The sequence below is a fragment of the Mycolicibacterium pallens genome (assembly GCF_019456675.1).
GTDB lineage: Bacteria > Actinomycetota > Actinomycetes > Mycobacteriales > Mycobacteriaceae > Mycobacterium > Mycobacterium crocinum.
Window position 1 is genome coordinate 3,631,205 of record NZ_CP080333.1, and the last position, 25,420, is coordinate 3,656,624.

Sequence of the window (25,420 nt, forward strand, 5' to 3'; positions counted from 1 at the left end):
CCACATGTTTCCCAAGAACCACTCGCGCAACACGCCGATTTAGGGTTTGATTTAGCGGATGACTCCCCGCCTGCCCGCGATCGCGGCGCTGCTGTGCCTGTCGGTCAGCGGCTGCTCGGCCGTGACGGCGGGTACCGCGCAGCCCGCCGAACGTGCGCCGCTGACCAGCCCGGACGGCCTTCCGGCGCTGCTGCTGTCGGCTCCCGACGTGGGCGCGGCGCTGGCCAGCGACGACGTGGTCGTCACCACCGACGTGAACAAGGCGTGGAATGACAGCGCCCACTTCGCCGACGTGAACTGCCTGGCCATCGCCGGTGCTGCCCAGCAGGGCGTGTACGCGAACAGCGGATCGACGGCCATTCACGGCCAGGTGCTGCGGGAGGCGCCGACGGCGCCGGAGTGGTCGCACTTCGCCGTGCAGGCGGTGGTGTCGTTCCCGACCGCGCAGGCCGCGTCGGACTTCTTCACGGCCTCGCAGCGCGGCTGGGCGGCCTGCTCGAACCGGGAGCTCAACTACGCGCAGCCGATCGGCCCGCCGCAGGTGTGGTCGGTCGGGCAGACCAGCACCGATCACGACGTGCTTGCAGTGTCGCGGGTACAGCAGAGCCCGCAGCGATGGGCGTGTCAGCGGGCGCTGACCGTGCACAGCAATGTCGCGGTGGACGTCGAGGCGTGCAGCCTGAACGGGCCGACGGCGGCGGCCAGCGCGATCGCCGGGCAGATCGCCGGGCGGCTGCCCTCGGCCTAGTTTTGGGCTGCGGTCCTCGATCCGTTAGCCTTAGCTGCTCACTGAGTCCGAGTGGCGGAATGGCAGACGCGCTAGCTTGAGGTGCTAGTGCCCTATTAACGGGCGTGGGGGTTCAAGTCCCCCCTCGGACACTTTTACTCTTTTTCCGCGCGCCGACGGCAGCCTCCAGAATCATCTCGGCCAGCACGCTGGTTGCCGCCGTCAGCTGATCCATCGGCCGAGATGCCAGGTACACCTGCCACAGCAGCGGATCGGTCAGTGCGATCGACGCCAGTCCATCCAACCGGTGAGCCTCCGAACGAGGCATGAACGCGGTACCCAGCCCATTGCGTACCAATTCGGCAATCGCGGCGAAGCCGGCGGGGACCTCGTACTGCGTGCGCGCGCTGACGCCGACAGCGTGCAGTGCGTCGTCGACCAGCGTCCGCAGTCCGAAGCCCGGCGGCAAACCGACAAGGTCCTCGGTCGCGACATCTGCGAGGCGGAACCGGGACCTTCCGGCCAGTACGTGGTCAGTCCGACACACGAAAACCATTGGCTCCTCGAACAGCAACTGCATGTTCAGCGCAGGCGGGTGGCGGTCCGGAACCGGTTGCGTCCAGCAGAGTGGTGTACGAGTCGGACCTGATCAGCGGTACCGGCGTGTCGTAGCCGAGTGATTGAAGGTCATCGCGTGATTCTTCGAGAGACCGTCCAAAGTCACTCGAGCAAAGAAGGAATCGACGCGATGACCGCTGCCCACAATATCGACCTGCCGGCCGTGCTGGCCGAACGACTCACCACTGCTCATCCCGACGTGCTGCGTGAACTGCTGGCCACGTTCATCCACACCCTGATGGGCGCGGAAGCCGACGCCCTGTGCGGCGCCGGTTACGGCGAGCGCAGCACCGAACGGACCAACTCCCGCAACGGCTACCGGCACCGCCAGTTCGACACCCGTGCAGGGTCTTTGGACCTTGCGATCCCCAAGCTGCGGCAGGGCTCCTACTTTCCGGACTGGCTGCTGGAACGCCGCAAACGAGCCGAGCGGGCCCTGACAACGGTGGTGGCGACCTGCTACCTGCTCGGTGTCTCCACTCGGCGAATGGACAAACTGGTCGAGACCCTGGGCATTACCAGCCTGTCGAAGTCGCAGGTCTCGGTGATGGCTAAGGAACTCGACACCGCGGTGGAGGCATTCCGGAGCCGACCGCTGGATGCCGGTCCGTACACATTCGTCGCTGCTGACGCCCTGGTGCTGAAGGTCCGCGAGGGCGGCAGGGTGGTCAACGTGCACGCCCTGATCGCGGTCGGGGTCAACTCCGAGGGCTACCGCGAGATCCTGGGTATCGACGTGTCCACCGCCGAGGACGGTGCCGGGTGGCTGACGTTCTGGCGGTCGTTGACCGCCCGGGGTCTGTCCGGGGTCAAGCTGGTCACCAGTGACGCGCACGCCGGTCTGGTGGCCGCGATCGGTGCCACGCTGCCCGGCGCGGCCTGGCAGCGCTGCAGAACGCACTACACGACCAATCTGATGGCCATCACCCCGAAGTCGTCGTGGCCGTGGGTGCGCACCCTGCTGCACTCGGTGTTCGATCAACCCGACGCGGAATCAGTTGCAGCGCAATATGACCGGATCATTGACGCGCTGGCCGACAAGCTGCCCAAGGTGGCCGACCACCTGGAAGCGGCCCGGTCTGACCTGCTGGCGTTCACCGCGTTCCCTAAGCAGATCTGGCGCCAGATCTGGTCGAATAACCCCCAGGAACGGCTCAACAAGGAGATCCGTCGGCGAACCGATGTCGTGGGCATTTTTCCCGACCGCGACGCCCTGATCCGCCTCGTCGGGGCAGTACTGGCCGAACAGCACGACGAATGGGCTGAGTCCCGGCGTTACCTCGGCCTTGACGTCCTGAGCAAATCACGCACCATCAACGACACCCCGACCGAACAGGAGGCCACCCCCGCGGTACTGACCGCCTGAACCATCACCACGAAGAATCACACGACGGCGTCGTACACCACGCCCCTGGACTTGACCCCGGAACCGACACCAAAGCCAGGTCCAACGATCCTTCGAGAAGCGCTGACAGGTACGACGACGCTCCCGTCTGGCTCAGCCGCAACCGCAATCCAACAAACGGGTGGGCGCGGTGAAATCGCCCGAGCACGGCGGCAACATCCAATGGCCCTGAGGAAATCAGCGACCCGAATTCGACTGTGCCGGAAAGAGTTCCGGTGAACTCACCGATCGACTCGACGGCCAGTCGACTCGCCCTCAATACGTCGTAGGCGTGTGATCGGAACCGTTCGCCGGCGGCGGTGAGACGTATCTGCTGCCGCGATCGATCGAAGAGCTGCACATCCAGCTCACGTTCGAGCCTGGCGATCGACGATGACAATGCCGACTGCACGATGTGCGCCCGTTGGGCTCCGCGGGTAAAGCTCATCTCTTCGGCCACGTACACGAAGTGTTCGATCTGGCGCAGTTCCACACGTCCACCGTATCTGTTTCACAGATGACAGTCATCGACAAAAATCGTTGGACGCGATGAGCCGGATGGCGTCAACTGGAGGCATGAACGGCATCAGCAGACGAGGCCTCGGGCGACTGACGGCGATTGCCGGGGGTGCGGCACTCCTGTCGTCGTGTGCGACCACCCCGGCCCGCACCGACGCGCCGCCCAGCTCGCCGCGGCACACCCTCGGCCCGATCAAGCAGATCAAGGCGGGTCTGCTCGATGTCGGCTACGCCGAAGCAGGGCCGGCCGACGGACGACCGGTCATCCTGTTGCACGGCTGGCCCTACGACATCCACAGCTACGCCGATGCCGCGGCAATCCTTGCCGGCCAAGGGTTTCGCGTGATCGTGCCGTACCTGCGCGGCTTCGGATCGACCCGATTTTTGTCGACCGACACATTCCGCAACGGTCAGCAGGCCGCCCTGGGCGACGATGTGATCGCGCTGATGGATGCTCTGCATATCGACAAGGCGATCCTCGGCGGTTACGACTGGGGCGGCCGTACCGCCAACGTCGTCGCCGCGCTGTGGCCTCAGCGGGTTAGCGGACTCGTCGCGGTCAGCGGCTACATCGTCGTCGACCTGGCCGCCAATCGCCAACCGCTGCCTCCCGATGCCGAACGCGGTTGGTGGTATCAGTACTACTTCGCCACGCCGCGCGGCGAACTCGGCTACCGCCACAACACCACCGCGTTCAATCGGCTGATCTGGTCGACTGCCTCGCCCCTCTGGCACTTCGACGACGCCGCCTACGCTCTGTCCGCTGCGGCGTTCGACAACCCCGATCATGTCGACATCGTGATTCACAACTACCGCTGGCGCCTCAGCCTCGCCATGGGCGAATCGCGTTACGACGCCGACGAACAACGGCTGGCGACGAAGCCCCGCATCACCGTGCCCACCATCACGATCGCGAGCGACTTCGACGGCGCCGCCAAAGATGGCGCCGCGTACCGCGCCATCTACACCGGCCCCTACCAGCACCGCATCCTCGACAAGATCGGACACAATGTCCCACAGGAGGCGCCGGAGCAATTCGCGGCGGCCGTCGTCGACGTCGCCCGGATGCTCAACCGCTAACCGAAGGACCGTTACCGAATGTCGTTGCTGTCCCTTCTGTTGGTCGCCGACACGCTAGCGCGCGTGTTCGCTGCGACGGTCAATCCAGCCCCGAAGCGCGCCGTACGCTTCCCGGAGATCGCCGGCCACACGTCGGAGATCACCATTCCCACGCGATACGGGCCGACGCCCGCAACGGTCTATCACCCACCAGCCGGCGCGGGCCGGCCCGCCGCGTACGTCAACGTCCACGGCGGCGGCTTCGTGGTCGGACACCGGGAACAAGACGATCCGTGGTGCAGATACCTGGCGGCCAACAGCGGTGCGGTCGTGATCAATACCGACTACGTGCTCGCGCCCGGCCACCGCTTTCCCGCCGCCCCGCACCAGCTCTACGACATCGCGTGCTGGGCCGCCGACCCCGGTCGGGACTGGGACGGAACTCGACTCTGCGTCGGGGGTCAGAGCGCGGGCGGCAGCCTCAGCGCCGCGGTGGCACGGCTGGCCCTCGAGAACGGCGGGCCCGAGATCGCTTTGCAGGTCTTGCATTACGCCCCGCTGGACTTGGTGACGCCGACCCGCGACAAACCCTCGGTGATCGGCCCGCGCGCGGTGATGAAGCCGTGGATGGGTGCGGTCTTCGACACCGCGTACATCCCTGACCCGGCCCAGCGCAGGGACCGGCTGGCTTCGCCGGCATGGGCTGACGACTCGGCCGACCTTGCTGGTATCGCACCTGCTTTGGTCGTGACCGCCGAGCATGATCGGCTGCGCAACGAGGCCCGCAGGTACGCCGCCCGCCTCGATGCTGTCGGCGCACTGGTGGAGTACTACGAGGTGCCCGGCGTCGACCACGGGTACAACATCATGAGCGACGCCGCTGACATCACCCGGCGTAGCTACGCCCACATCGTCGAGTACGTCCGGTGTGCCATCGCAAGCGACGATCCACCGCGAGAGTCGCCCTAGACGCGGCGGATGGCACGCAGTGCGTCGCCGAGCGTCCACGCCGCGAGCCCGATCAGCGCGACGTCTTTGATCAGGAACTGACCGGTCGACGACAGCGCCGGAAAGCCGCCTGCCGATGCTTCCCAGATGCCGGGCGTGGTGACCAGGAAACTGATCGTGGCGAGGAACAGACCTACCGCCATGACGCTGCCCAGCACCGATACCTTCGGCCACCACGGCTTGACGGCGAGCAGCAGCGCGGTCGCGATCTCGACGACACCCAACACCGTCGAGAATGCGGTCACCGAGAAGATGCCGTACACCCAGCTCATGAACGGGCTGTTGGCGACCAGCGGCTGGATGCCGTGCGCCTCATAGTCGGTGAACTTCAACGCGCCAATCCAGCCGATCACGATCACGAGTCCGTAGCGCGCTGCCAGCGCGCCCACTGTGCCTGCCGCCGAATCGGTTACGTGGATACGAGTTGGTGTCTGGATGGTGGTCATTGCGAAACCCTTTCTGTGGTCCGTTCCACCGATTGGTGCGGTTCTGAGCACGCTGCGTTACATCGGCGGGACGGCGTAACGGTTATGGCGGCTCACACCACTACAGAGGCGGCACCACGGAAAGGGAGAACGCCCCGATGAATCATCCGAACTTTGACTTCACCGGTCTGCGCGCCTTGTTCATCAACTGCACCCTGAAAAGGTCGCCCGAGACAAGCAATACCCAGGGGCTGATCGACATCAGCAGCTCGATCATGGCAGCGCACGGCGTCGCGGTCGACGTGGTACGCGCCGTTGATTACGACATCGCCACCGGCGTGTGGCCCGACATGCGCGAGCATGGCTGGGCTACCGACGATTGGCCGCAGTTGTTCGAAAAGGTGCTCGCCGCAGACATTTTGGTGCTCGCCGGGCCGATCTGGCTCGGCGACAACAGCTCGGTCATGAAGCAGGTACACGAGCGACTCTACGGTGGATCGCATCTGCTCAACGATGCCGGCCAGTACCTCTACTACGGCCGCGTCGGCGGGTGTCTGATCACCGGCAACGAGGACGGGGTGAAGCATTGCGCGCAGAATGTGCTGTACACGCTGCAGCACATCGGCTACACCATTGCACCACAGGCTGACGCCGGGTGGATCGGAGAAGCAGGTCCCGGACCGTCCTACCTGGATCCGGGTTCGGGTGGGCCGGAGAACGACTTCACCAATCGCAACACGACCTTCATGACGTGGAATCTGATGCACCTGGCGCAACTGCTGCGCAGCGCCGGCGGCATACCGGCCTACGGCAATGTTCGATCGGGGTGGGACGCCGACTGTCGCTATGATTTTGCCAATCCGGAATACCGCTGAGCGGATAGTATTTCGTCTCGATGATCGGGACGGAGAACGACGAGTCGGCGACGGTCGCTTCATTGCGGGCCGGCGACGAGCAGACGTTTGCCGCCCTGGTCGACCGTCATACGCCTGCGCTGCTGAGGGTTGCGCGCGGCTACGTCAGAACCACGGAGGCCGCCGAAGAGGTCGTCCAGGAGACTTGGATCGCGCTGATCAAGGGGATCGACAAGTTCGAGGGCCGATCCTCGCTTCGGACATGGCTTTTCACGGTCATGATCAACATCGCAAAAGCCCGCGGTATCCGCGATCAGCGCACCGCCGACGCGGAACTGGCGGCGTCTGGCGGGAGCACCGTCGACCCGGCGCGGTTCCGTTCCGCAAGCGACCCGGACTGGCCCGGGCACTGGCGAGATGAGCGCGCACCGGCACCCTTTCCCGACACCCCCGAGGGGTCGGTGCTCAGTACCGAATTCATCGCTGTCGCACGCCGCGAGTTGGACAAACTCCCCGACTGCCAACGCACGGTCGTGGCCCTGCGCGACATGCTGGGATTCGACTCCAGCGAGGTGTGCGAACTGCTGGGCATCAGCGTCGCCAACCAGCGTGTCCTGCTCCACCGTGGACGCGCGGCCATCCGGCAAGCACTCGAGGACTACGTGCGGGAGGCGCCGTGACCCCTGAACCGATGTCCTGCAACGAATTGGTCGAACTGGTCACCGCCTACCTCGACGGATCCCTGGACCTGACGTCGCGATCGCGCTTCGATCTGCACCTGCTCGACTGTGACGGCTGCGCGTCGTACCTCCAACAGTTCCAGGCCACCATCGACACGCTCGGCAAGATCGATCACGAGCATCTCGACCCAGAATTTCGGAGCAAGCTCCTGGCCGCCTTCCGCGACTGGAACTGAGATCGCGCTGTAACGCTTGGTCTTTCGTGAATCACTCCCACCAGCGGCTCAGCCGCCGATGTCGTCAAGGCGTCTGCTTGACCCGGCCCCGTGTCATGACCAGGCTCGCGACCGTGGTCACCAGCAGCACCACGCCGATCACGCCCATCGACATCCCGGTCGAAATCTCCGGCACCGCAACATGCTGGCCACCGTTGATGAACGGCAGGCTGTTCTCGTGCAGCGCGTGCAACACCAGCTTGACGCCGATGAACGCCAAGATCACCGACAGCCCGTAGGACAGGTACACCAGCCGGTCGAGCAGTCCCCCGATCAGGAAGTACAGCTGCCGCAGCCCCATCAACGCGAACGCGTTGGCGGTGAACACGATGTAGGGCTGCTCGGTCAGACCATAGATCGCCGGAATCGAGTCCAGTGCGAACAGCACATCGGTGAAGCCGATGGCGATGAGCGCCAACAACATCGGCGTGACAGTCCGTTTGCCGTCGAGCGTGGTGAGGAACTTGTCGCCGTGGTAGTCATCGGTCGTCGGGACGACGCGCCGCACCAGCGCGATGATCCGGCTGTCGCGTTTCTCCTCGACCTCCTTCTCGTGGCCGGCCTCCTTCGCGAGCTTGATCGCGGTGAGCACCAAAAAGATTCCGAAAAGGTAGAACACCCAGCTGAACGCGCTGATGGCCGCGGCACCGACGGCGATGAAACCGGCGCGCATCACCAGCGCCAGCACGATCCCGATCAGCAGCAGCTTCTGTTGGAACGCCCGTGGCACCGCGAAAGTGCTCATGATGACCGTGAAGACAAACAGGTTGTCGACGCTCAGTGCCTTCTCGGTGACATACCCGGCGAAGTACTCACCCGCGTACTCCCCGCCCCACAGCGCCCACACGACGAAGCCGAAGGCCACCGCGAGACCGATGTACACCGACGACCAGATCGCCGACTCTTTGAATGTCGGTTCGTGTGGCACCCGGACGTGAGCGAAGAAGTCGAACACAAACAGGCCGAGAATGACGGCGCACGTGATGAACCAGACCGCTCCGGTGATGTCCATGACATCCATTATTCGTAATTAGCCAGGCTTCACCGCGAGCACAGGTTTTGGGCATTCCATCAGCAGTTGCTGCGCGACGCTGCCCAGCAGGAGTTTGCCGACCGGATTGCGGTGCCTGAGGCCGATCACCAACAGCTCGGCTTCGGGGCGCTCCATCGCCTCCAGCAGCGCGTCGGCGGCGTACACCCCGACTGGTTGGGACAGCTCGTACCGCAGCCCGCAGTCCCGCAGCGTTCCTCGATATTGCGCACCTGCCGGGTGTGGGCGAACGCGGCGTCGACGTAGGAGTCTCCCTGCGTCGAGTTGATCACCAGCAGATCGGTATCGCGCAGAGCGGCCTCGGCGATGCCGGCGTCCACCGCCGCCTCGCCGAACTGGTCGTTGGTGTATCCCACGACGATCATGTTGTCTGCGCCTTCTCTCGTTGATCCTTATCGTCCTCGACGATCAGCAGGGTCTCCTCGTCCCGGTGCAGGAGTCGCAGCACCAGCGGGATGGCAAGCAGCACCGCCATGCACACATACGTCACGATCGCGACCGGCTCGGTGAACAGATTCGACCAGTCGCCGCCGCCGAGCTGCAGGCTCTGGCGCAGCTGGCGCTCGATACGCGGCCCCAGGATGACACCGATGATCAGCGGGAGTACCGGAAGGCCGAACCGGCGCATCATCAAACCGAGCAGCCCGAACAGCAGCAGCAAGGCGAGATCCAGTGGCTGAATATTCACCGCGAACGCCCCGAGCATCGCGAAGAACAGGATGCCGGCGTACAGGTACGGTCGCGGCGTGCGCAGCAGCTTGGCCCACAGCGGCGCCAGCGGCAGGTTGAGCAGCAGCAGGAAGAGGTTGCCGATGAACAGGCTCGCGATGAGCGTCCAGATCAGCAGCGGCTCCTTGCTGAACAGTGTTGGCCCAGGCTGAATTCCATAGGAGACGAACGCGGTGAGCATGACCGCCGCGGTGGCGTTGGTCGGCAGCCCCAGCGACAGCATGGGTACCAAAGTGCCTGCGGCAGAGGCGTTGTTGGCAGCCTCCGGCCCCGCCACCCCTTCGATGGCACCGCGGCCGAACTCCTCCGGATGCTTGGAGAGCTTCTTCTCGGTGATGTAGCTCAAGAAGGTCGGCAGCTCAGCACCGCCGGCGGGTAGCGCACCGAACGGGAACCCGAAAGCAGTACCGCGCAGCCACGGCTTCCACGACCGCCGCCAGTCGTCGCGACCCATCCACGGCCTGCCGACCGGAATCACGTCGGCCGGCCGCCGGCGCAGGTGCGCGGCCACCCAGAGTGCCTCTCCCACAGCGAAAATCGCGACCGCGATCACCACGATGTCGATCCCGTCCGACAGTTGCGGAATGCCGAACGTGGCCCGTGGCTGACCGGTCAGGAAGTCGATGCCGACGATGCCGATCGCCAGGCCGAGCACCAGCGAGATGGCGCCGCGTAACTTCGACGAGCCGAGCACCGCGGTCACCGCGACCAGCGCGAAGAGCATGATCGCCAGATAGGACGGCGCACCGAGGGTGACCGCGAATCGCGAGATCGCAGGCGCGAACGCCGCGAGCAGTACGGTACCGATGGTGCCCGCGACGAACGAACCGATGGCCGCCGTCGCCAACGCCTGCGCGGCTCGGCCTGCTTTCGCCATCTTGTTGCCCTCGATGGCGGTGATCACCGATGACGACTCCCCCGGCGTGTTCAGCAGGATTGACGTGGTGGACCCGCCGTACATGCCGCCGTAGAAGATACCGGCGAACATGATGAAAGCAGCACTGGGGCTGACGTTGTAGGTGATCGGAAGGAGCAGAGCCACTGTCATGGCGGGCCCGATTCCGGGCAGCACGCCGACGGCGGTGCCCAACAGCACCCCGATCACGGCGTACAACAGGTTCATCGGGGTCGCCGCCTCGGCGAAGCCCTGCAGCAGCCAGTTGAAGTTGTCCATTCTAGAGAATCCCGTCCAAGATGCCTGCGGGCAGCGGGATTCCGAGCCCGGAGTAGAACGCATAGAAGCTGGCCAGTGCGAGCACGACGCCGATGACGAGGTTGCGCACGTAGTGCCTGCTGCCCAGAATCGTTGCCGCACCGGCGAAGAACAGCGCGCTCATGATCACCCAGCCCAGCAGATTGACCAGAAGGATCATGGCGACGAACAGTGCGATCAGCAACCCGACGGTGCGCCAGTCTCCCGGCGCTTCGGGGTCGATGTCCTCGCCGGCGTCGGCCTCGCCCTTGCTGCCCCGCGGTATCGCAACGGCCAGGACCACCCCGAGTACCAGCGCCGCGACACCGACGATCAACGGAAAGAACTTGGGCCCAACGGGATCCACCTTCGCGAAGCCCTCGTCAAGCGTCAGTCCGGTGTAGATCAGGAATCCGCCGACGAGCAGCAGCACGGCGACCACGACGTACTGTGCGTAGTCGACGGTGCGGGTTTCTTCCGCCACTGTGTCGTCAATGCTCACAACAGCCCCAATTCGGTCAGGGTCGACGAGACCCGATTGTCCTGGTCTTTGAGGAATTGTTCGAACTGCGCACCGGTGATGAAGGCGTCGGTCCAGCCGTTCTTGGCCAACGCGTCTTTCCACTCGCTTGTACCATGCATCTTTTCGAGCGCATTGACCATCTCGTTCTTGGCAGTGTCCGAAATGCCCGGTGGCGCAAGGACTCCGCGCCAGTTGGCGAAGGTCAGGTCGATACCGGATTCGGTGAGCGTCGGTGCATTGATGCCCTCCACACGTTCCTTGCTGGACACCGCGAGTACCCGCAGCTGACCCGCCTCGATCTGGTCGATCAGCTCGCCCGGGCTGGAGGTTCCCACCGTGATCTTCTTGCCCAGCAGTGCGGTCAGCAGGTCACCGCCGCCGTCGTAGGTGATGAAGTTGACCTGTTTCGGGTCGACGCCGACCTTCTTCGCGACCTCCATCGGGAACAGATGGTCCGGGCCGCCCGGTGACGAGCCGCCACCAATCGTGATCTTGCTCGGGTCGGCCTTCCACGCCGCGACAAAGTCGGCCACCGTCTTGAACGGTGAATCGGCGGGGACGAAGATCGCCCCGGGATCCTCGATCAACTTGGCGATGGCGGTGGCGTCGGAAGCCTTGATCTTGGATCCGTTGGTGTAGGTGGCGCCGACCACCCCCAGACCCATGGTCATCATCAGATCGTCGTTGCCGCGCTCGTTCATCAGCCGGGCCATCGCGACCGTGCCACCGGCGCCGAGCACGTTGAACACCTCGACGCGGCCGGTGATGTCCTGGTCCTCCATGATCTTCACCGCCGTCCGTGCGGTCAGGTCATAACCCCCACCGGGGCTGTTGGGCACCATCATTCGCAACCTGTGCAGCCCGGATGGATCGTCGCCGCGCGTCACGCCGCAGCCGGCGAGCAGTAGCGCCACGGCGAGCGCGGCCGCAACCGGCCGGAGGTATGGTCGTCGGCTACGCCGCCACATCGTCGTGCCCCTTCGCATTGTTGTGATGCTCAGCAATACTGGCCGATAGAGTGATGCGGGTCACTCTTTGGGACGTAAAGGAAGTTGTGGTCGTTGTGGTCATCGCTGGCACGTAGCAGCCGAAGCCTCGCGGGTCAGTTTCTGGCCTTCCAGGTTTTGGTCGTCGGAGTCGTGCTGATCGCGGTGGCCGCAGTGTCGGTGGCCCAGTCGACCAAGGAGTTTCGCGACGTCCGCGGGCAACGAATGATCGCGGTCGCCGAGAACGTCGCCTCGACTCCAGTCGTGCGAGACCGATACGCGGACCCGTTTGCCGCTCGTCTGCTCGCTCCCGACGTCGATCGCGCTGTCGCCCTCTCCGGTGCCGGGCTCGCGGAACTGATCGATCGGACGGGCGTGGTGCGGGCCTCCTCGGATCCGTCCCGGGTCGGGAAGACCGTCGGCTTCGGACCCAGCCGCGTCGTGGAGGGCAGGGCCTGGTTCGGCGACCTCGACATTGACGGGCGACACGCGATGGCCGGCCAGGTCCCGATCCTGTCCAGCGACGGGCGCGTTCTCTCGGTGGTGTCGGTCAGCGAGCCCTACCCTTCGGTGTGGCAACTGCTCAGCGGCGCAGGCGAGCGACTCCTGGTGTATTTGGGTCTCGGCGCCGCGCTGGGCTTGCTCGCCTCCTGGCTGTTGTCCCGACGGATCAAACGGCATACCCGGGGACTGGAGGTCGCCGAGATCGCCGGACTCGCCGAGCACCGAGAAGCGTTGCTGCACAGCATCCGTGAAGGCGTCATCGGGGTGAACACCGACGGCGTGATCACGGTGGTCAACGACAGCGCCCAGGAACTGCTGGGCATCGGCCCAGAGGTGGTCAACCGTCCGGTTCGCGACGCCGGCATCGACCCAGCCGTAGCAGACTTCCTGGTGTCCGGCGAGAACGGGCATGACGTCGTCATCGCCACGCCCACCCGGGTATTGGCGCTCAACCGCCGGGCGGCGACCAGTCAGGGCCAGCGCATCGGGACCGTCACCACCATGCGCGACAGCACCGAACTGGCGTCGATGCAGGGCCAGCTCTCGTCGCACAAGAGTGTTACCGACACCCTGCGGGCGCAGACCCACGAATTCGCCAACCAGCTGCACACGATCTCCGGCTTGGTTCAGCTCGGCGAGTACGACTCGGTACGGGATCTGGTCGGTGCCCTGACCCGCCGCCGCGCGGAGATCAATGCGGCAGTCACACAACATATTTCAGATTCGGCGGTGGCTGCGTTGTTGATCGCCAAGACGACGCTGGCTGCCGAAAGCGGTGTTTCGCTGCAGTTGACCGACGACTCACACCTGGCGGCGCTGAGCCCCGCCATGGCTACCGACGTGATCACGGTGTTGGGAAATCTGATCGACAATGCGGTCGACGTGTCGGAGGGAACTCTCGCCTCCCGAGTCACCGTGCACATCGACGACGGCGACGGCCTGACGATCGAGGTCGCCGACTCCGGACCTGGTGTGCCGCAGGCACAACGCAGCGAAATCTTCTCTCGTGGTGTTACGTCTAAGCCCGACGTTCCCGGTGGCAGGGGCATCGGGCTTGCGCTGGTCCGGTTGATCACCGCCCAACACGGTGGCACCGCCGAGGTCCGCGATGCCGCTGACGGCGGGGCCCTGTTCGTCGCCCGGCTGCCCAGAATCAAGTCGGTGACTCATGCGTGAAGTGCTGGTCGTCGACGACGACTTCATGGTCGCCGACATCCACCGCCGTTTCGTCGACCGCATCGACGGTTTCCGCACCGTCGAGGTCGCCCACACCGGCGCCGCCGCTCTCGATGCCGCTCGAACGTTGCACCCCGATCTGATCCTGCTGGACGTGTATCTGCCCGATATGACCGGTCTGCAGGTGCTGCAGCAGTTGCGCGGCGAGGGCGACACCGTGGGAGTCATCATGATCACCGCGGCCCGAGAGCTCGACACCGTCACCGGCGCGCTCGACGGCGGCGCCGCGGACTACCTCATCAAGCCGTTCGAATTCGACCAGCTCCGAACGAAATTGGCAGCCTTCGCCGCCCGCGCCGACGCGCTGGGTGCCGCGGTGGGCATCGATCAGACCTTCGTCGACAGCTTGTTCGGGCATTCCCCCGCAACCGGCGAACCTCCGCCGATGCCCAAGGGTCTCGGTGCCGAGACCGCACAGCTCGTCCTGGAGGCGGTCCGTGAGGCCGGCGAGCTGTCGGCGGCCGAATGTGCTGACCGGGTGGGCATCTCCAGGGTCAGTGCGCGCCGCTACCTCGAGTACTTCCTCACCGCGGGTGTGCTCGGTCTGCGACTGCAGTACGGAGCGGGCCGCCCCGAACGCCGCTACCACACGGTGTAATTCTCGACGCGCGCCCCGGCGGGGCTGCTGGCATGATCTGACGCTTATGACACTGCACCATCTTCCGGCGACAGCGCAGACGGTGCAGTGGGGTTATTTCGACCCGCGGCAGACCCCCGCGGTGACCGTCGAATCCGGTGATCTGGTGTCGATCGAGACGCTCACCCATCACGCCGGTGACGCCCCCGACCTACTGATGGATGAGCGCATCGAGGAGGTATTCGCCGAGGTCGACGACCGTGGACCCGGACCGCACATCCTCACCGGCCCGATCGCCGTCGCCGGAGCCCGGCCGGGTGACGTGCTGCAGGTCGACATCCTGGAAGCCACCCCTCGGCTGCCCTACGGATCCAACCTCGCCGGACATTGGGGCTACCTGTACGACGAGATTCCCGTCGAGCGGGTCACCGTCTACGAACTCGACACCGATGCGTTGCTGGGACGCGCGCTGTTCGGTTACGACTGGACCGCCACCCCGCTGGCCAACGAGCCCGGCACGATCGTCGCGCCCGACCCGGCGAGCCGCGAACCGGCATTGCCCGGCACCGTGGTGCCGCTGCGCCCGCACTTCGGCACCATGGGCGTCGCACCCGCCGACCCGGTGCGGGTCTCCTCGGTACCGCCGGGTGATCACGGCGGCAACGTCGACAACTGGCGCATCGGCGCCGGCGGCCGGATGTACTACCCCGTCCAGGTGCCGGGCGCGCTGCTGTCGGTCGGTGACCCGCATGTCTCGCAGGGCGACGGCGAGGTCAGCGGCACCGCGCTGGAGTCGTCGCTGAACGGGTTGCTGCGCTTGACGATTCGCCGCGATCTGCCATTCACCGTGCCGGTGCTGGAGACGTCGACCGAGCTGCTGGTGCACGGTTTCGGTGACAGCCTGGACGCCGCGATGAAGTGCGCGACGCTGCGGACTCTTCAGCTGCTGCAGTGCTACTTCGGGTTGTCACGGGCGGACGCCTACTCGTTCCTGTCGGTGGCGGTGGATTTCACCGTGACCCAGGTGGTCGACCAACGCCAGGGCGTCCACGGCCGAATCGACAAGCGTTGCTTCCCGCGGTGGCAGAATCCTGCTGCATGACTCGGGCGTTCACGTTCACCCCGGCCGACGGTGTCCCGCCTGCGGTGGCGCCGTTCGCCCACGCGACCGCCGCCGGCCAGACGCTGTACGTCACCGGTCAGATGCCGACCGACACGACGGGCGCTGTCATCGGCGACGACGTCGCGACCCAGACCGATCAGGTGCTGGCCAACCTGCTGCGGGTGACCGAGCTCTGCGGTGGCGGTCTGGCCGATGTGGTCTCGGTGCGGGCTTTCCTTCTCGACTGGAATGACTACGCCGCCTTCAACGCCGCCTATGCGCCGTGGTTCCCCGATCGGCTGCCGAGCCGAACCTGCGTGGGTACCACCGGCCTAGCCGTGGGCGCACTGGTCGAGATCGACTGGGTGTGCTGGCGCGAAGGCGGCTGGGGCTAGGCCTGATCGCCGTAGCGGTTGAGCCGGTCGCCGATGGCAGCGGCGGTGGCGCACACCCGTTGCCCCAGGCCGCTGATCGCCGACGCATCCAGCGTGGCGAACGGAGCCGCGGTGACCGACATGGTCACCACTGCGTCGGCAGTCGTGATCGGCGCCGACACCGACGCGATGCTGTGGGTGGCGCCGGCGCTCAATTCACCCGGCAGCACGTCGATCACGCTGAGATCGGCGAACGCCCGGGCCAGCTGCGCGGTGATCGCATCCACCTCGCCATCCCCGGACAGCGCCTGCAGCGCGGAGTAGACCCGCAGATACTCCCGGGTGAGTCGCTCGACGACGAAGCCGCGTCTACGAGTTTCGGTCAATACAGCCGAGATTCGCTTGCGTAGCGCGGGACTGGGCTGGCCGATCGCCTCCAGCCAGGCCTGTTGGGCCTCCGGCGTCGACCACGCCACATAATCGCGACCGAACGGGGCGACGAACGGCGTCTTGGTCCCCCGCCCGATGCGCGGTGCCGTCAGGGTCTCGCCGGCGACGTCGATGATCACCAAGCTGCTGGCGTCACGACGGGCGAGATAGACCTGGGTTCCGGTGGCCGCGGCCAGTTCGGCCAGCTCGTCGCGGAACAGGTCGGCGGGCTTGGCCAGGCCGGCGATGGCCGGCCCCCAGGCATAACGGGCCAACTGCGGATCCCGGGTGACCCACTCGTGCGCGACGAGCGTTGCGAGGATCGCGTGCCCGGTGGCCCGGCTGATACCGAGGCCGCGGGAGATCTCGGCCAGCGTGAACTGGCGGCCCGGGTCGGCGCCGAGCATCTCCATCACGGCGATCACCCGCTCGGTGGGAGGCGACGCTTGACCCGCCGTCTTGGCAGGGTCTAGGTTCAGCGTCATATTGCCGAACGGTACGTCGAATATTCGACAGGAACAAGTCATGACGACGAAGTCATCAATGGAGACCCTGAACCTCGACGACCTGACCAATCCCGTCCTCACCGACACCCAGCGACAGATCCTCGACTACACCGAGGCCCGCGAAGTCACCTTCGACATCGACGAGATGATGGCCGAAGCCGTGCACCAGGCCGGCGCCGACGACCTGGCCGACGACGACGGGTTCGCCGACCACCTGGCGGCGCATGTCGCCGCCATCGAGTCCGACACCGGCCTGCGCCAGCTCATCCGAAGCAGCCTGCGGGCCAGGGTGATTCGTAAGGTCCGCAACCGCCTGTCACTGACCGATCTGCTGAAGCGGTATCCCGAAATCGAAGCAATCCCCATCGAGCGGCCGCTGATCGTGGTGGGCATGCCGCGTTCGGGAACCACCCACCTGGTCAACCTGATCGCCGAGGATCCGCGCCGGCGCGCCCTGCCGTACTGGGAAGCCGAGGATCCGATTCCCGCCCTCGGACAGGGACCCGACGTGTTCGGCGTCGATCCCCGCTACACCCGCGTCAAGGCCGAACACGAGGCGCTGATGGCGACCACGCCCTACGTCGCGGCAATGCACGACCGGTTCCCCGAGGCCATCGAGGAAGAGGTCGAGCTTCTCGACCTGGATATGGCCGGCTACGTCCTGGAGTGGCACGCCCGGGTCCCGGGCTGGCGGGACTACTACCTCGGCCTCGACCACGTCCGCCACTACGCCTACCTGAAGAAGATCCTGCAAGCGTTGACCTTCCTGCGCGGTCCGCGGACCTGGGTGCTCAAATCGCCGCAGCACGCCGAACAGCTCGGCCCGCTGATGGCCACGTTCCCCGATGCCACCGTCGCGTTCACCCACCGCGATCCGGTCGCGGTGATCCAGTCGGCCATCACGATGATGGCGTATTCGGATCGGTTGCGCCGCACCAGTATCGATCCCGACTGGCTGGTCGATTACTGGAGCGACCGAATCAGGAGACTTCTGACCGCGTGCGTGCGAGACCGGGATCTGGTGGCCCCCGAGCGCAGCGTCGACATCGGCTTCCATCACCTCAACGGCAACGAGATGCCGGTACTGAGCGACTATTACCAACGCGCGGGCATCGACATTCCGCCCAAGGTGGCCAAGCGGTTTGCGGCCTATATCGACGACAACCGCCGCGGCGCCAAGGGCCGCATCCCCTACGACATCAGACGCCACTTCGGCGTCGACCCCGAGGAATTGCGCTCGACGTTCGCCTTCTACTTCGACCGCTTCGATGTCCGCCCCGAGATCTAGAGGTACTCAGTGGATCCCATCTACCGCAGCCGTCCCGGCGCCGACGCGATGGCACCGGCATGCGCCGAACGCGCCGAGGAAGTCGCCCCCGGCATCTGGTGCTCCCCCGGGCTGACCAACTCCTACCTGCTGACCACCTCGGACGGGCGCGTGGTCGTCAACACCGGCATGGGCTTCGAAAGTCCGGTGCACCGCGCGGTTTTCGACGCCGTCGACTCCTCACCGGTGCGCTACATCGTCATCACCCAGGGACACTACGACCACGTCGGCGGTCTGGACACCCTGCGCGACCCCGGCACCACGGTTGTCGCACAGGCCAATTGGGCGCAGTGGCGCGACGACAACGAACGACTGCTGCCCTACCGCGCCAATCGCAGCGCATTCGCATTCTCGGGCCGACTTGCCGATGGCATTGCCCACATCCAGGCGCGCTTCGGCAAGAAGTTGCCGCCGCAGAGCGCCGGATGCGCCGACCTCGTCGTGGACGACCGGCTGTCGCTGACCGTCGGCGACCGTCGCTTCGAACTGATCGCCACGCCCGGCGGGGAAACCACCGACTCGATGGTGGTCTGGCTCCCTGACGAGCGGGTCTGCCTGTGCAGCAACACCTTCGGTCCGATCTTCGGCCACATCCCCAACCTGGTCACCATCCGCGGCGACCGCTACCGGGATGCGCTGACCGTGGTCGACACCATCGAGCGGGTGCGGGCCCTGCAACCCGAGGTGCTGCTCACCGGCCACTTCGAGCCCATCCGTGGAGCTGACCTGATCGACGCCGAACTGACCAGGCTGCGCGATGCCGTGCAATACCTGCACGACCAGACCGTGGCGGGCATGAACGCAGGCAAGGACGTTCGCACCCTCATGCGCGAGATCACCCTGCCCGAGGATCTCGAGGTCGGACAGGGCTACGGCAAAGTCGCCTGGGACGTCCGGGCGATCTGGGAGAACTATTCCGGTTGGTTCCACCACAATTCGACCACCGAGCTGTACCCGATCGGAGCGGACGCCGTCAGCGCGGATCTGGTGGAACTGGCCGGCGCCGCGGCGCTGACCGAACGCGCGGGAGCCCACCTCGCCGGCGGGCGCCCACTGCAGGCCATCCACCTCGCCGAGCTCGTCACCCACACCAGGCCCGAGGACCCCGCGGCCCGCGCGGTGCTCAAAGCGGCCCACGAGCAGCTCCTGGCGGGCAGCGTCAACTTCTGGGAAAGCGCCTGGCTGACCAAGCAGATCGAAAGGTACACATGACCGCCCAGCTGAGCTTCGACTTCACCGGTACCCGCGCTCTGGTCACCGGCGCGACGAGCGGCATCGGGCACGCCGTGGCCGTGCTGCTGCGCGACGCCGATGCCGATGTCACCGTCACCGGCACCAAACCCGCCGCCGCCGACTACGACACCGACCTGTCGGGAATGACCTACCGGCAACTTGTGCTCACCGACAATGCATCCATTGACAGCCTGGCCGAGGGGATCACCGAGCTCGACGTGCTGGTGAACAACGCCGGCGCCAACTTTCCCGGCGGCCTCGACGAGTCCGCCCCCGACGGGTTCGCCGCATCCGTCGCGCTGAACCTCACCGGACCGTACCGGCTGACCGTCGGACTGCGCCGCGCGCTGAAGGCATCTACCGCGGTGGGCGGCGCGAGCGTGGTCAACCTGGCGTCGATGTCGGCGCTGCGTGCGGTCACGATGGTCCCCGGTTACGGTGCGGCCAAGTCCGGGATCGTCAACGTCACCCGCAACCTGGCGGTCAAGTGGGCCAAGTACGGGATCCGGGTCAACGCCGTGGCGCCGGGCACCATCGAGACCGCGATGACCGCGCCGATGCACGCGGCCCCGGAGATCGTGGCGACCGAGATCGCGCACATCCCGGCCGGGCGGATGGGCACCGTCGACGAGGTCGCCCCGGCCATCGCGTTCCTGTGCACGGCGCAGAGCAGCTATATCAACGGCGCGGTGCTGGTCGTCGACGGCGCCTCGGACTGCGTGTAGCCGCACACCTGCCGTACCGTATGCGGGTGCCCCGTCAGGTCCTGTTCATCTACAACGATCCGATCGCCCCCGAAGCGCTGCTCGGCGAGACGTTCACCGAACTGGGCTTCGACGTCGACACATTCGAGGTGGTCCCGGCCGAGCGAGCAGCCGACCCGGCCGTCGACGTCACCTTCCCCGATCCCACCCGCTACGACGTGATAGTGCCGCTGGGCTCGCGGTGGGCGGTCTACGACGAACGGCTACCATGGGTCGCCACCGAGATCGACACCGTGCGCCACGCCGTCGACGCCGGCGTCGGTGTCCTGGGGGTGTGCTTCGGCGGCCAGCTGGTGGCCACGGCACTCGGCGGCACGGTGGCGCGGTCGACAGATCCCGAGATCGGCTGGCACCGGGTGTCCAGCAGTGATCCGGAACTGGTGCCGGACGACGGGCCATGGTTCCAATGGCACTTCGACCGGTTCACTCCCCCGGCCGGATCAACTGTGATAGCCCGAAACGACCGCGCCACACAGGCTTTCGTCCACGGCCGAGCGATGGGCCTGCAGTTCCACCCCGAGCTGGACCACAAGCTGCTGGAACTGTGGATCGATGACGACCGCAACCGTGACGGCGAGGGCGACTTGGCCCAACTCGGGCTGCGGGCCGACGATGTGCGCGCCGATACCACCACACACGTCGACGACGCCGCCCGCCGGCTCCGGCTGCTGGTCCGCGGCTTCTTGGACAAGGTCGCCCGCTAACTGCCCGCGGCCGATCGTTCACCTGATCGCAACCTGAGATGACTAGCGTGCCGGGTCATGTCCGCCGACGCGCAGCAGCTCGCCCAGCTGCAGAGTGACGTCGACGCCCTGCTGGCCCAACTCGCCGACGCCGAACTCAGGTGGCAGCCGTGGACCGATCCGGTTCACACGGAGAACCGCTGCAGTGCAACAAATCTGGTGCACTACTGGGCGCTTCGGCAAGTAGACCTGCGCGACGTGCAGCAGCAGCTCACCGAACTCGGGCTGTCGTCGCTGGGGCGCAGCGAGGCACACGTGCAAGCCACGCTGCAGCTGGTGTCCTCGGCGATCGCCGCCCTGCGCGGGCAGGGCTGGACCCCGAGCGATCAGGTCTGTGTGAAGGTCCCCGAGGGCACCCGGTTACTCGAGCGCAATGCCACCGAGCTGCTGGGGCCGGCGCCTGAGGACCGCGCTGCCCGGATCATGGTGACCCTGCCGTCGGAGGCCGCCACCGATCCCGGTTTGGCACGCACGCTCATCGACGCCGGAATGCGGATCGCGCGGATCAACTGTGCCCACGACGACGCCACCGCATGGAAAGCCATGGCGGCCAACGTCCGTGCCGCGGCCGCAGCGGCCGGCCGCCCGTGCCTGATCGCGATGGATCTGGGCGGTCCCAAGCTGCGCACCGGCCCGCTGGAGCCAGGCCCCCAGGTGGTGCGGTTGCGGCCGACCCGAAACGCCCGAGGGCAGGTGGTCGCGGCCGGACGCGGCTGGCTGACATCGGCGCGGCGCCCGGCCCGGCCGCCGGAGCCCGGCCTGACCACCCTGCCGGTCAAGGCCGACTGGCTGGCCGACCGCACCGAGGGTGACGAACTGGTGCTGCGCGATACCCGCGGCTCGAAGCGACGGCTGCTGCTGGCCGCCGCGGCACCCGGTGGATTCATCGTGACCGCCGAGAAGACCACCTACGTGGGCAGCGGAACAGTTCTGAAGGCCGGACGGAAGGACTCCACCAAGGTCGGAGAGTTGCCCGCCATCGAACAGAGCCTGCGACTGGCCGCCGGGGACGTCGTGCGGTTGACCCGCGACTGCACACCGGCGCCCGTCGACGACGGCCAGCCGCCGCGGATCGGATGCACACTGCCGGAGGTGTTCGACACCGCCGAGGTAGGCGAACGCGTGTTCTTCGACGACGGCAAGCTCGGTGGCGTGGTGATCGCGGTGGCCGCCGACACCATCGACGTCCGCATCGAGCGCCCCGCGCACGGCACGGCAAAGTTGCGCGCCGCCAAGGGAATCAACGTGCCCGACACGGATCTACCCATCTCGGCACTGACCGACAAGGACATCGAAGACCTGGCCGCCGTCGTCGAGCTGGCCGACTTCGTCGAGCTCTCATTCGTCCGTGAACCTGCCGACGTCATCCGGCTGTTCGACGAACTGGACCGGCTCGGCGACCGCGATCTCGGGGTGGTCCTCAAAATCGAGACCCGGCTGGCCTTCGAACATCTGCCGCGGCTGCTGCTCACCGCGATGCGCCGGCGCCGCGTCGGAGTGATGATCGCCCGGGGCGATCTGGCCGTCGAGGTGGGCTACGAACGCATGGCCGAGCTGCAGGAAGAGACGCTGTGCCTGTGCGAGGCCGCGCACCTGCCGGTGATCTGGGCGACCCAGGTGCTCGAGCAACTCGCCACCACCGGACTGCCCTCGCGCGCCGAAATCAGCGATGCCGCAATGGCGGAACGCGCCGAATGCGTGATGCTCAACAAGGGCCCCTACATCACCGATGCGGTCATCACGCTCGACGATGTCTTGGGGCGGATGGCCGGCCACGAGCACAAGAAGAGTGCGCTGCTGCGCAGTCTGCACTCGTGGCGGGCCGCCGACTGAACTAGCCGGGCTCGTGCCCGAGCTGGTGAGCCAGCGCCTCCTCGACCCGCGAATGCCGGAACCGGTGGCACACCTCCTGCAGCTTGGCCGGCAGGACTCGCTGGTCGGCCTCGGCCAATTCACGCGCACCCTGCTTGCCGAGCAGCAGCCGGGGCCCGATCGAGGGCACCGGCAGCACCGCGGGGCGGTGCAGAGTCGAGGCCAGCGCCTCGGTATATGCCTTGTTGCGCACCGGGTTTGGCGCGACGGCGTTGACAGGACCGGTCAGTCTCTCGTCGTAGAGCGCGCGATAGTAGATGTCGAGCAGGTCGTCGATGCCGATCCACGACAACCACTGCTCGCCGCTGCCGAGCCGGCCGCCCAGCCCTGCCGCGAACAGCGGACGCATCAGCCGAAGGGTCCCCCCTCGGGCGGCCTGGACGATTCCGGTGCGCACCGCGACCGTCCGCACCCCGGCCCGTGCGGCAGGCTCGGTGGCGGCCTCCCAGTCGGCGACCACGTCGGCGAGGAAACCGTCACCGCGGGCGCTGTCCTCGGACAGTACGGTGTCGCCGCGGTCGTAACCGTAGATCCCGATCGCCGAGGCCGACACGAACGTCCGCACCCCCGCCGACGCGGCCAGCTCCGCCAGCCGCCGGGTCGGCTTGATGCGGGAGTCGCGAATCGCCCGGCGGTGGGCGTCGGTGAACCGCCCGGCGATCGAGGCGCCGGCCAGATGGATGACCGCATCGACGCCCTCGAACAAGTCGGCCGCGGGACTGCTTGGATCCCAACGTCTTTCATCGGGTCTGGCCGGATCACTCCGCACCAGCCGAATCACCCGATGTCCGCCGGTGCTCAGCAGGGCGGTCAGCGCACTGCCGACCAGACCGGACGAACCGGTGATCGCGACGGACAGCAGGCCGGCGCCCGCCTGCCTGGCGTCGCGGTGCGCGGCCAAGTCGTCGGCGAGCTGGCGGTGCCGGTAGACGAACGTCGAGCGCAGAGCGGCGCCGGGCACCGTGGTGTCCACCTCGTCGTGCACCTCGGTGGTGCCGTCACCCATGTCGTTGAACTGGTGGGTGTGCCGCCACCACCCGATGATGCGCGGCGGCAAGGTCATCAGACCGTCCGAGGACAACACGTCCACGAACTGGCGCGGCGGGTCGTAACCGGCCGGATCGTGCTGGGCGATCCAACGCAGGCCGCCCGGCAGGCCGAGGACTGCGCGTCCGTCGGCCAGCGACTCGGTCTCGGCCACCGCACGCATCGGTTGCCACGGCGGGATTAGCCGCCGCATCGCGCCGGGACGGGTGTGCCAGGCGAACACCTCGGCGATGGGATGGTCGACGACACTGGCGTACTCGATGCTCATGGTGTCTCTTTTACCCGCGCGGGCGACAGATCCAGTGAGCGCGCCGCAGCGGTCACGAAAAGGTCAGCGTGCGCCGGACTCGCCGGACTTCTGCTCTTCCGGCTATTGCTTCGGTGTTTCCGGCTCCTCGACGGGCTCGTCGACCGTCTCGGCCGACGTCTCCTCGGCGGCCGGGGTGTCGTCCTCGGGGTAGTCGGCGTCGAACGTCGAGTATGTGGCATCGACGGATTCGTCGGTTTCGGAGTACGCGGTGGTTTCGGCGGTCGCCGACGACTCCACGGGCTCCTCGGCCGCTGCCGGCGTCGCCGCCTCCGCCTCGTCGAGGCGACGGTGCTGGCGCTCCCGGATCGCGTCGACGATCAGCAGGATCACCCCGATGACGCTGGCCGCGATGCACACCCACGCGACCAACTCATTGCTGGTGACGACGGCGGTGACCAGGGCCGCGAGGCCGATCACCGCCAGAACCAGCGCAACGATCAGCATCGGTCAACCTCCAGCGGGCGCAAAGGTCAGTTATTGCCCCGGTTGAACTGGTTGAACCCACCACCATCGCTGGCGGCACCCGAGTCGACCGGTGCGGCAGATCCGCGCTGGCCGAGCTCCTCGAGCTGCGACTCCAGGTAGGTCTTGAGCCGGGTGCGGTATTCGCGCTCGAACGTCCGCAGCTGCTCGAGCCGTCCCTCGAGAACGGTGCGCTGCTGGTTGATGGTGCCCATGATCTCGGTGTGCTTGCGCTCGGCGTCGGCCTGCAGGGCGTCGGCCTTCTCCTGCGCCTGCCGCAGCTGGGTCTCCGAGCGGTTCTGCGCGTCGCTGAGCAGGGCGTCGGCGCGCTGCTTGGCGTCGGCGACCGTGGTCTCCGCGGTGTGGCGGGCCTCCGAGAGGATCTGGTCGGCGTTGGTCCGCGCGTCCGAGAGCAGCTTGTCGGCCTCGGCCTTGGCGGTGCCGGTCAACCGGTCCGCGGTGTCCTGGGCCAGGGCCAGCACGCGAGCCGCCTTGATGGCCTGCTCCTCGCTGGCGGCCGGGCTCGGCGCGGGCTGCGGGGCGGCCTGCGGCGCGGGCGCCGGCGTGGGCTCGGGCTCCGGCTCGGGCTGATAGAGCGGGATCGCCTGCGTGGGCTGCGGGACCGCGCCACCGGAGCGGGCGGCGGAAAGCTCCTGGTCGAGTTCGGAGACCCGCTGACGCAGATCCGAGTTCTCCTCGATGAGCCGGGTCAGCTCGTTCTCCACCAGGTCGAGGAAGGCGTCGACCTCGTCCTCGTTGTAGCCTCGCTTGCCGATGGGCGGCTTGCTGAATGCCACATTGTGCACGTCGGCCGGTGTAAGCGGCATCATCTGCCCCCTCGGGTCTGGGCGGTTAACCGTCTGCAAAGTGTAGAACGCGGCCAGCGCGTTCGTTCCGTACTGTA

25 protein-coding genes, 1 tRNA gene and 3 pseudogenes are annotated in these 25,420 nt (G+C 66.7%); 17 read left to right on the forward strand and 12 right to left on the reverse strand.

Translation table 11 applies throughout. The annotated features are described in order from the left end of the window. Positions 1-58 precede the first annotated feature (58 nt). Positions 59-748 carry a sensor domain-containing protein gene (locus tag K0O64_RS17815; protein WP_071943655.1) on the forward strand — a complete coding sequence of 230 codons (690 nt, stop codon included), beginning with the start codon at positions 59-61 and terminating at the stop codon, positions 746-748. A 45-nt stretch (positions 749-793) separates the two neighbouring features. Next, a tRNA-Leu gene (locus K0O64_RS17820) sits at positions 794-879 on the forward strand. Here the strand turns inward: K0O64_RS17820 and K0O64_RS17825 are convergent. Further along, positions 861-1,316: pseudogene (locus K0O64_RS17825) on the reverse strand (LysR substrate-binding domain-containing protein); the annotation flags it as partial. The gene K0O64_RS17820 and the pseudogene K0O64_RS17825 sit on opposite strands and share 19 nt — an antisense overlap. A gap of 159 nt (positions 1,317-1,475) precedes the next feature. Here K0O64_RS17825 and K0O64_RS17830 point away from each other — a divergent pair. Then, complete coding sequence (locus K0O64_RS17830) at positions 1,476-2,711, forward strand: IS256 family transposase (protein ID WP_071942665.1); 1,236 nt, start codon at positions 1,476-1,478, stop codon at positions 2,709-2,711. Positions 2,712-2,757: 46 nt separating this feature from the next. Here K0O64_RS17830 and K0O64_RS17835 read toward each other — a convergent pair. After that, positions 2,758-3,222: pseudogene (locus K0O64_RS17835) on the reverse strand (LysR family transcriptional regulator); the annotation flags it as partial. A gap of 83 nt (positions 3,223-3,305) precedes the next feature. On the opposite strand from K0O64_RS17835, the gene K0O64_RS17840 reads away from it, so the two are divergent. After that, positions 3,306-4,328, forward strand: a complete 1,023-nt coding sequence (locus tag K0O64_RS17840; protein ID WP_071943651.1) for an alpha/beta fold hydrolase — start codon at positions 3,306-3,308, stop codon at positions 4,326-4,328. Positions 4,329-4,346: 18 nt separating this feature from the next. Continuing rightward, positions 4,347-5,276: an alpha/beta hydrolase gene (locus K0O64_RS17845; RefSeq protein WP_071943649.1), complete on the forward strand. Its 930-nt coding sequence runs from the start codon at positions 4,347-4,349 to the stop codon at positions 5,274-5,276. On the opposite strand, the gene K0O64_RS17850 is transcribed toward K0O64_RS17845, so the two are convergent. Further along, on the reverse strand, positions 5,273-5,761 hold the full coding sequence (locus K0O64_RS17850) for a YkgB family protein (RefSeq protein WP_071943647.1): 489 nt from the start codon (positions 5,759-5,761) through the stop codon (positions 5,273-5,275). The genes K0O64_RS17845 and K0O64_RS17850 overlap by 4 nt on opposite strands. Before the next feature lie 137 nt (positions 5,762-5,898). On the opposite strand from K0O64_RS17850, the gene K0O64_RS17855 reads away from it, so the two are divergent. The 3 genes from K0O64_RS17855 to K0O64_RS17865 are packed head-to-tail and all read left to right on the forward strand — an operon-like array spanning position 5,899 to position 7,510. Then, a complete protein-coding gene (locus K0O64_RS17855; protein ID WP_071943645.1) occupies positions 5,899-6,615 on the forward strand; it encodes a flavodoxin family protein in 717 nt (238 codons plus the stop codon). A 20-nt stretch (positions 6,616-6,635) separates the two neighbouring features. Continuing rightward, a complete protein-coding gene (locus K0O64_RS17860; RefSeq protein ID WP_071943643.1) occupies positions 6,636-7,274 on the forward strand; it encodes an RNA polymerase sigma factor in 639 nt (212 codons plus the stop codon). Positions 7,275-7,285: 11 nt separating this feature from the next. Then, positions 7,286-7,510: an anti-sigma factor family protein gene (locus K0O64_RS17865; protein ID WP_071949751.1), complete on the forward strand. Its 225-nt coding sequence runs from the start codon at positions 7,286-7,288 to the stop codon at positions 7,508-7,510. Positions 7,511-7,574: 64 nt separating this feature from the next. Here K0O64_RS17865 and K0O64_RS17870 read toward each other — a convergent pair whose 3' ends face one another. The 5 genes and pseudogenes from K0O64_RS17870 to K0O64_RS17890 form a co-directional block, all read right to left on the reverse strand. Further along, on the reverse strand, positions 7,575-8,561 hold the full coding sequence (locus K0O64_RS17870; protein WP_071949750.1) for a TerC family protein: 987 nt from the start codon (positions 8,559-8,561) through the stop codon (positions 7,575-7,577). A gap of 18 nt (positions 8,562-8,579) precedes the next feature. Continuing rightward, positions 8,580-8,965: pseudogene (locus tag K0O64_RS17875) on the reverse strand (universal stress protein). Beyond that, positions 8,962-10,503 (reverse strand): tripartite tricarboxylate transporter permease, encoded by a 1,542-nt coding sequence (locus K0O64_RS17880; protein WP_071943641.1) that lies wholly within the window; start codon positions 10,501-10,503, stop codon positions 8,962-8,964. Before K0O64_RS17880 ends, K0O64_RS17875 begins: the two are co-directional and overlap by 4 nt. 1 nt (position 10,504) lies before the next feature. Further along, on the reverse strand, positions 10,505-11,023 hold the full coding sequence (locus K0O64_RS17885) for a tripartite tricarboxylate transporter TctB family protein (protein WP_220045632.1): 519 nt from the start codon (positions 11,021-11,023) through the stop codon (positions 10,505-10,507). Then, positions 11,020-12,012, reverse strand: a complete 993-nt coding sequence (locus K0O64_RS17890) for a Bug family tripartite tricarboxylate transporter substrate binding protein (protein ID WP_220045633.1) — start codon at positions 12,010-12,012, stop codon at positions 11,020-11,022. Before K0O64_RS17890 ends, K0O64_RS17885 begins: the two co-directional genes overlap by 4 nt. A gap of 84 nt (positions 12,013-12,096) precedes the next feature. Between K0O64_RS17890 and K0O64_RS17895 the strand changes: the two genes are divergently transcribed. The 4 genes from K0O64_RS17895 to K0O64_RS17910 are packed head-to-tail and all read left to right on the forward strand — an operon-like array spanning position 12,097 to position 15,844. Next, positions 12,097-13,710: a sensor histidine kinase gene (locus K0O64_RS17895; RefSeq protein WP_425574764.1), complete on the forward strand. Its 1,614-nt coding sequence runs from the start codon at positions 12,097-12,099 to the stop codon at positions 13,708-13,710. Next, complete coding sequence (locus K0O64_RS17900) at positions 13,703-14,368, forward strand: response regulator (RefSeq protein WP_071943635.1); 666 nt, start codon at positions 13,703-13,705, stop codon at positions 14,366-14,368. Before K0O64_RS17895 ends, K0O64_RS17900 begins: the two co-directional genes overlap by 8 nt. A 46-nt stretch (positions 14,369-14,414) precedes the next feature. Continuing rightward, positions 14,415-15,449: an acetamidase/formamidase family protein gene (locus tag K0O64_RS17905; RefSeq protein WP_071943633.1), complete on the forward strand. Its 1,035-nt coding sequence runs from the start codon at positions 14,415-14,417 to the stop codon at positions 15,447-15,449. After that, positions 15,446-15,844 (forward strand): RidA family protein, encoded by a 399-nt coding sequence (locus tag K0O64_RS17910; RefSeq protein WP_071943631.1) that lies wholly within the window; start codon positions 15,446-15,448, stop codon positions 15,842-15,844. The genes K0O64_RS17905 and K0O64_RS17910 overlap by 4 nt, the downstream gene beginning before the upstream one ends. On the opposite strand, the gene K0O64_RS17915 is transcribed toward K0O64_RS17910, so the two are convergent. Beyond that, positions 15,841-16,737, reverse strand: a complete 897-nt coding sequence (locus K0O64_RS17915; RefSeq protein WP_071943629.1) for a helix-turn-helix domain-containing protein — start codon at positions 16,735-16,737, stop codon at positions 15,841-15,843. The two genes, K0O64_RS17910 and K0O64_RS17915, sit on opposite strands and share 4 nt — an antisense overlap. Before the next feature lie 40 nt (positions 16,738-16,777). Here K0O64_RS17915 and K0O64_RS17920 point away from each other — a divergent pair, with 40 nt between their 5' ends. Genes K0O64_RS17920 through K0O64_RS17940 form a run of 5 tightly spaced genes read left to right on the forward strand, consistent with a single transcriptional unit; the run spans position 16,778 to position 22,658 of the window. After that, entirely contained in the window at positions 16,778-18,046 is a 1,269-nt protein-coding gene (locus K0O64_RS17920; RefSeq protein WP_071943627.1) for a sulfotransferase family protein, read from the forward strand. 48 nt (positions 18,047-18,094) lie between these two features. Continuing rightward, a complete protein-coding gene (locus K0O64_RS17925) occupies positions 18,095-19,297 on the forward strand; it encodes an alkyl sulfatase dimerization domain-containing protein (protein ID WP_071949749.1) in 1,203 nt (400 codons plus the stop codon). Continuing rightward, complete coding sequence (locus K0O64_RS17930; protein ID WP_220045635.1) at positions 19,294-20,043, forward strand: SDR family NAD(P)-dependent oxidoreductase; 750 nt, start codon at positions 19,294-19,296, stop codon at positions 20,041-20,043. Before K0O64_RS17925 ends, K0O64_RS17930 begins: the two co-directional genes overlap by 4 nt. Positions 20,044-20,069: 26 nt before the next feature. Then, complete coding sequence (locus K0O64_RS17935) at positions 20,070-20,786, forward strand: type 1 glutamine amidotransferase (RefSeq protein WP_096311683.1); 717 nt, start codon at positions 20,070-20,072, stop codon at positions 20,784-20,786. A 57-nt stretch (positions 20,787-20,843) separates the two neighbouring features. After that, positions 20,844-22,658 (forward strand): pyruvate kinase, encoded by a 1,815-nt coding sequence (locus K0O64_RS17940; RefSeq protein ID WP_220045636.1) that lies wholly within the window; start codon positions 20,844-20,846, stop codon positions 22,656-22,658. 1 nt (position 22,659) lies between these two features. Here the strand turns inward: K0O64_RS17940 and K0O64_RS17945 are convergent, their stop codons facing one another. From K0O64_RS17945 to wag31, 3 genes are all read right to left on the reverse strand, one after another. Further along, entirely contained in the window at positions 22,660-24,012 is a 1,353-nt protein-coding gene (locus K0O64_RS17945; RefSeq protein WP_220045637.1) for a TIGR01777 family oxidoreductase, read from the reverse strand. Between the two features lie 102 nt (positions 24,013-24,114). Further along, entirely contained in the window at positions 24,115-24,498 is a 384-nt protein-coding gene (locus K0O64_RS17950; protein WP_220045638.1) for a hypothetical protein, read from the reverse strand. Positions 24,499-24,524: 26 nt separating this feature from the next. Then, on the reverse strand, positions 24,525-25,343 hold the full coding sequence (gene wag31, locus K0O64_RS17955; protein WP_220045639.1) for a DivIVA-like cell division protein Wag31: 819 nt from the start codon (positions 25,341-25,343) through the stop codon (positions 24,525-24,527). Positions 25,344-25,420: the final 77 nt, after the last annotated feature.

Coding starts and splice junctions, on each gene's coding strand:
- K0O64_RS17860 (WP_071943643.1), top strand. CDS start 6,636: ATGATCGGGACGGAGAACGACGAGTCGGCGACGGTCGCTTCATTGCGG.
- K0O64_RS17930 (WP_220045635.1), top strand. CDS start 19,294: ATGACCGCCCAGCTGAGCTTCGACTTCACCGGTACCCGCGCTCTGGTC.
- K0O64_RS17815 (WP_071943655.1), top strand. CDS start 59: ATGACTCCCCGCCTGCCCGCGATCGCGGCGCTGCTGTGCCTGTCGGTC.
- K0O64_RS17865 (WP_071949751.1), top strand. CDS start 7,286: ATGTCCTGCAACGAATTGGTCGAACTGGTCACCGCCTACCTCGACGGA.
- K0O64_RS17890 (WP_220045633.1), bottom strand. CDS start 12,012: ATGTGGCGGCGTAGCCGACGACCATACCTCCGGCCGGTTGCGGCCGCG.
- K0O64_RS17925 (WP_071949749.1), top strand. CDS start 18,095: ATGGCACCGGCATGCGCCGAACGCGCCGAGGAAGTCGCCCCCGGCATC.
- K0O64_RS17950 (WP_220045638.1), bottom strand. CDS start 24,498: ATGCTGATCGTTGCGCTGGTTCTGGCGGTGATCGGCCTCGCGGCCCTG.
- K0O64_RS17915 (WP_071943629.1), bottom strand. CDS start 16,737: ATGACGCTGAACCTAGACCCTGCCAAGACGGCGGGTCAAGCGTCGCCT.
- K0O64_RS17840 (WP_071943651.1), top strand. CDS start 3,306: ATGAACGGCATCAGCAGACGAGGCCTCGGGCGACTGACGGCGATTGCC.
- K0O64_RS17905 (WP_071943633.1), top strand. CDS start 14,415: ATGACACTGCACCATCTTCCGGCGACAGCGCAGACGGTGCAGTGGGGT.
- K0O64_RS17945 (WP_220045637.1), bottom strand. CDS start 24,012: ATGAGCATCGAGTACGCCAGTGTCGTCGACCATCCCATCGCCGAGGTG.
- K0O64_RS17845 (WP_071943649.1), top strand. CDS start 4,347: ATGTCGTTGCTGTCCCTTCTGTTGGTCGCCGACACGCTAGCGCGCGTG.
- K0O64_RS17920 (WP_071943627.1), top strand. CDS start 16,778: ATGACGACGAAGTCATCAATGGAGACCCTGAACCTCGACGACCTGACC.
- K0O64_RS17900 (WP_071943635.1), top strand. CDS start 13,703: ATGCGTGAAGTGCTGGTCGTCGACGACGACTTCATGGTCGCCGACATC.
- K0O64_RS17940 (WP_220045636.1), top strand. CDS start 20,844: ATGTCCGCCGACGCGCAGCAGCTCGCCCAGCTGCAGAGTGACGTCGAC.
- K0O64_RS17850 (WP_071943647.1), bottom strand. CDS start 5,761: ATGACCACCATCCAGACACCAACTCGTATCCACGTAACCGATTCGGCG.
- K0O64_RS17830 (WP_071942665.1), top strand. CDS start 1,476: ATGACCGCTGCCCACAATATCGACCTGCCGGCCGTGCTGGCCGAACGA.
- wag31 (WP_220045639.1), bottom strand. CDS start 25,343: ATGCCGCTTACACCGGCCGACGTGCACAATGTGGCATTCAGCAAGCCG.
- K0O64_RS17870 (WP_071949750.1), bottom strand. CDS start 8,561: ATGGACATCACCGGAGCGGTCTGGTTCATCACGTGCGCCGTCATTCTC.
- K0O64_RS17880 (WP_071943641.1), bottom strand. CDS start 10,503: ATGGACAACTTCAACTGGCTGCTGCAGGGCTTCGCCGAGGCGGCGACC.
- K0O64_RS17910 (WP_071943631.1), top strand. CDS start 15,446: ATGACTCGGGCGTTCACGTTCACCCCGGCCGACGGTGTCCCGCCTGCG.
- K0O64_RS17855 (WP_071943645.1), top strand. CDS start 5,899: ATGAATCATCCGAACTTTGACTTCACCGGTCTGCGCGCCTTGTTCATC.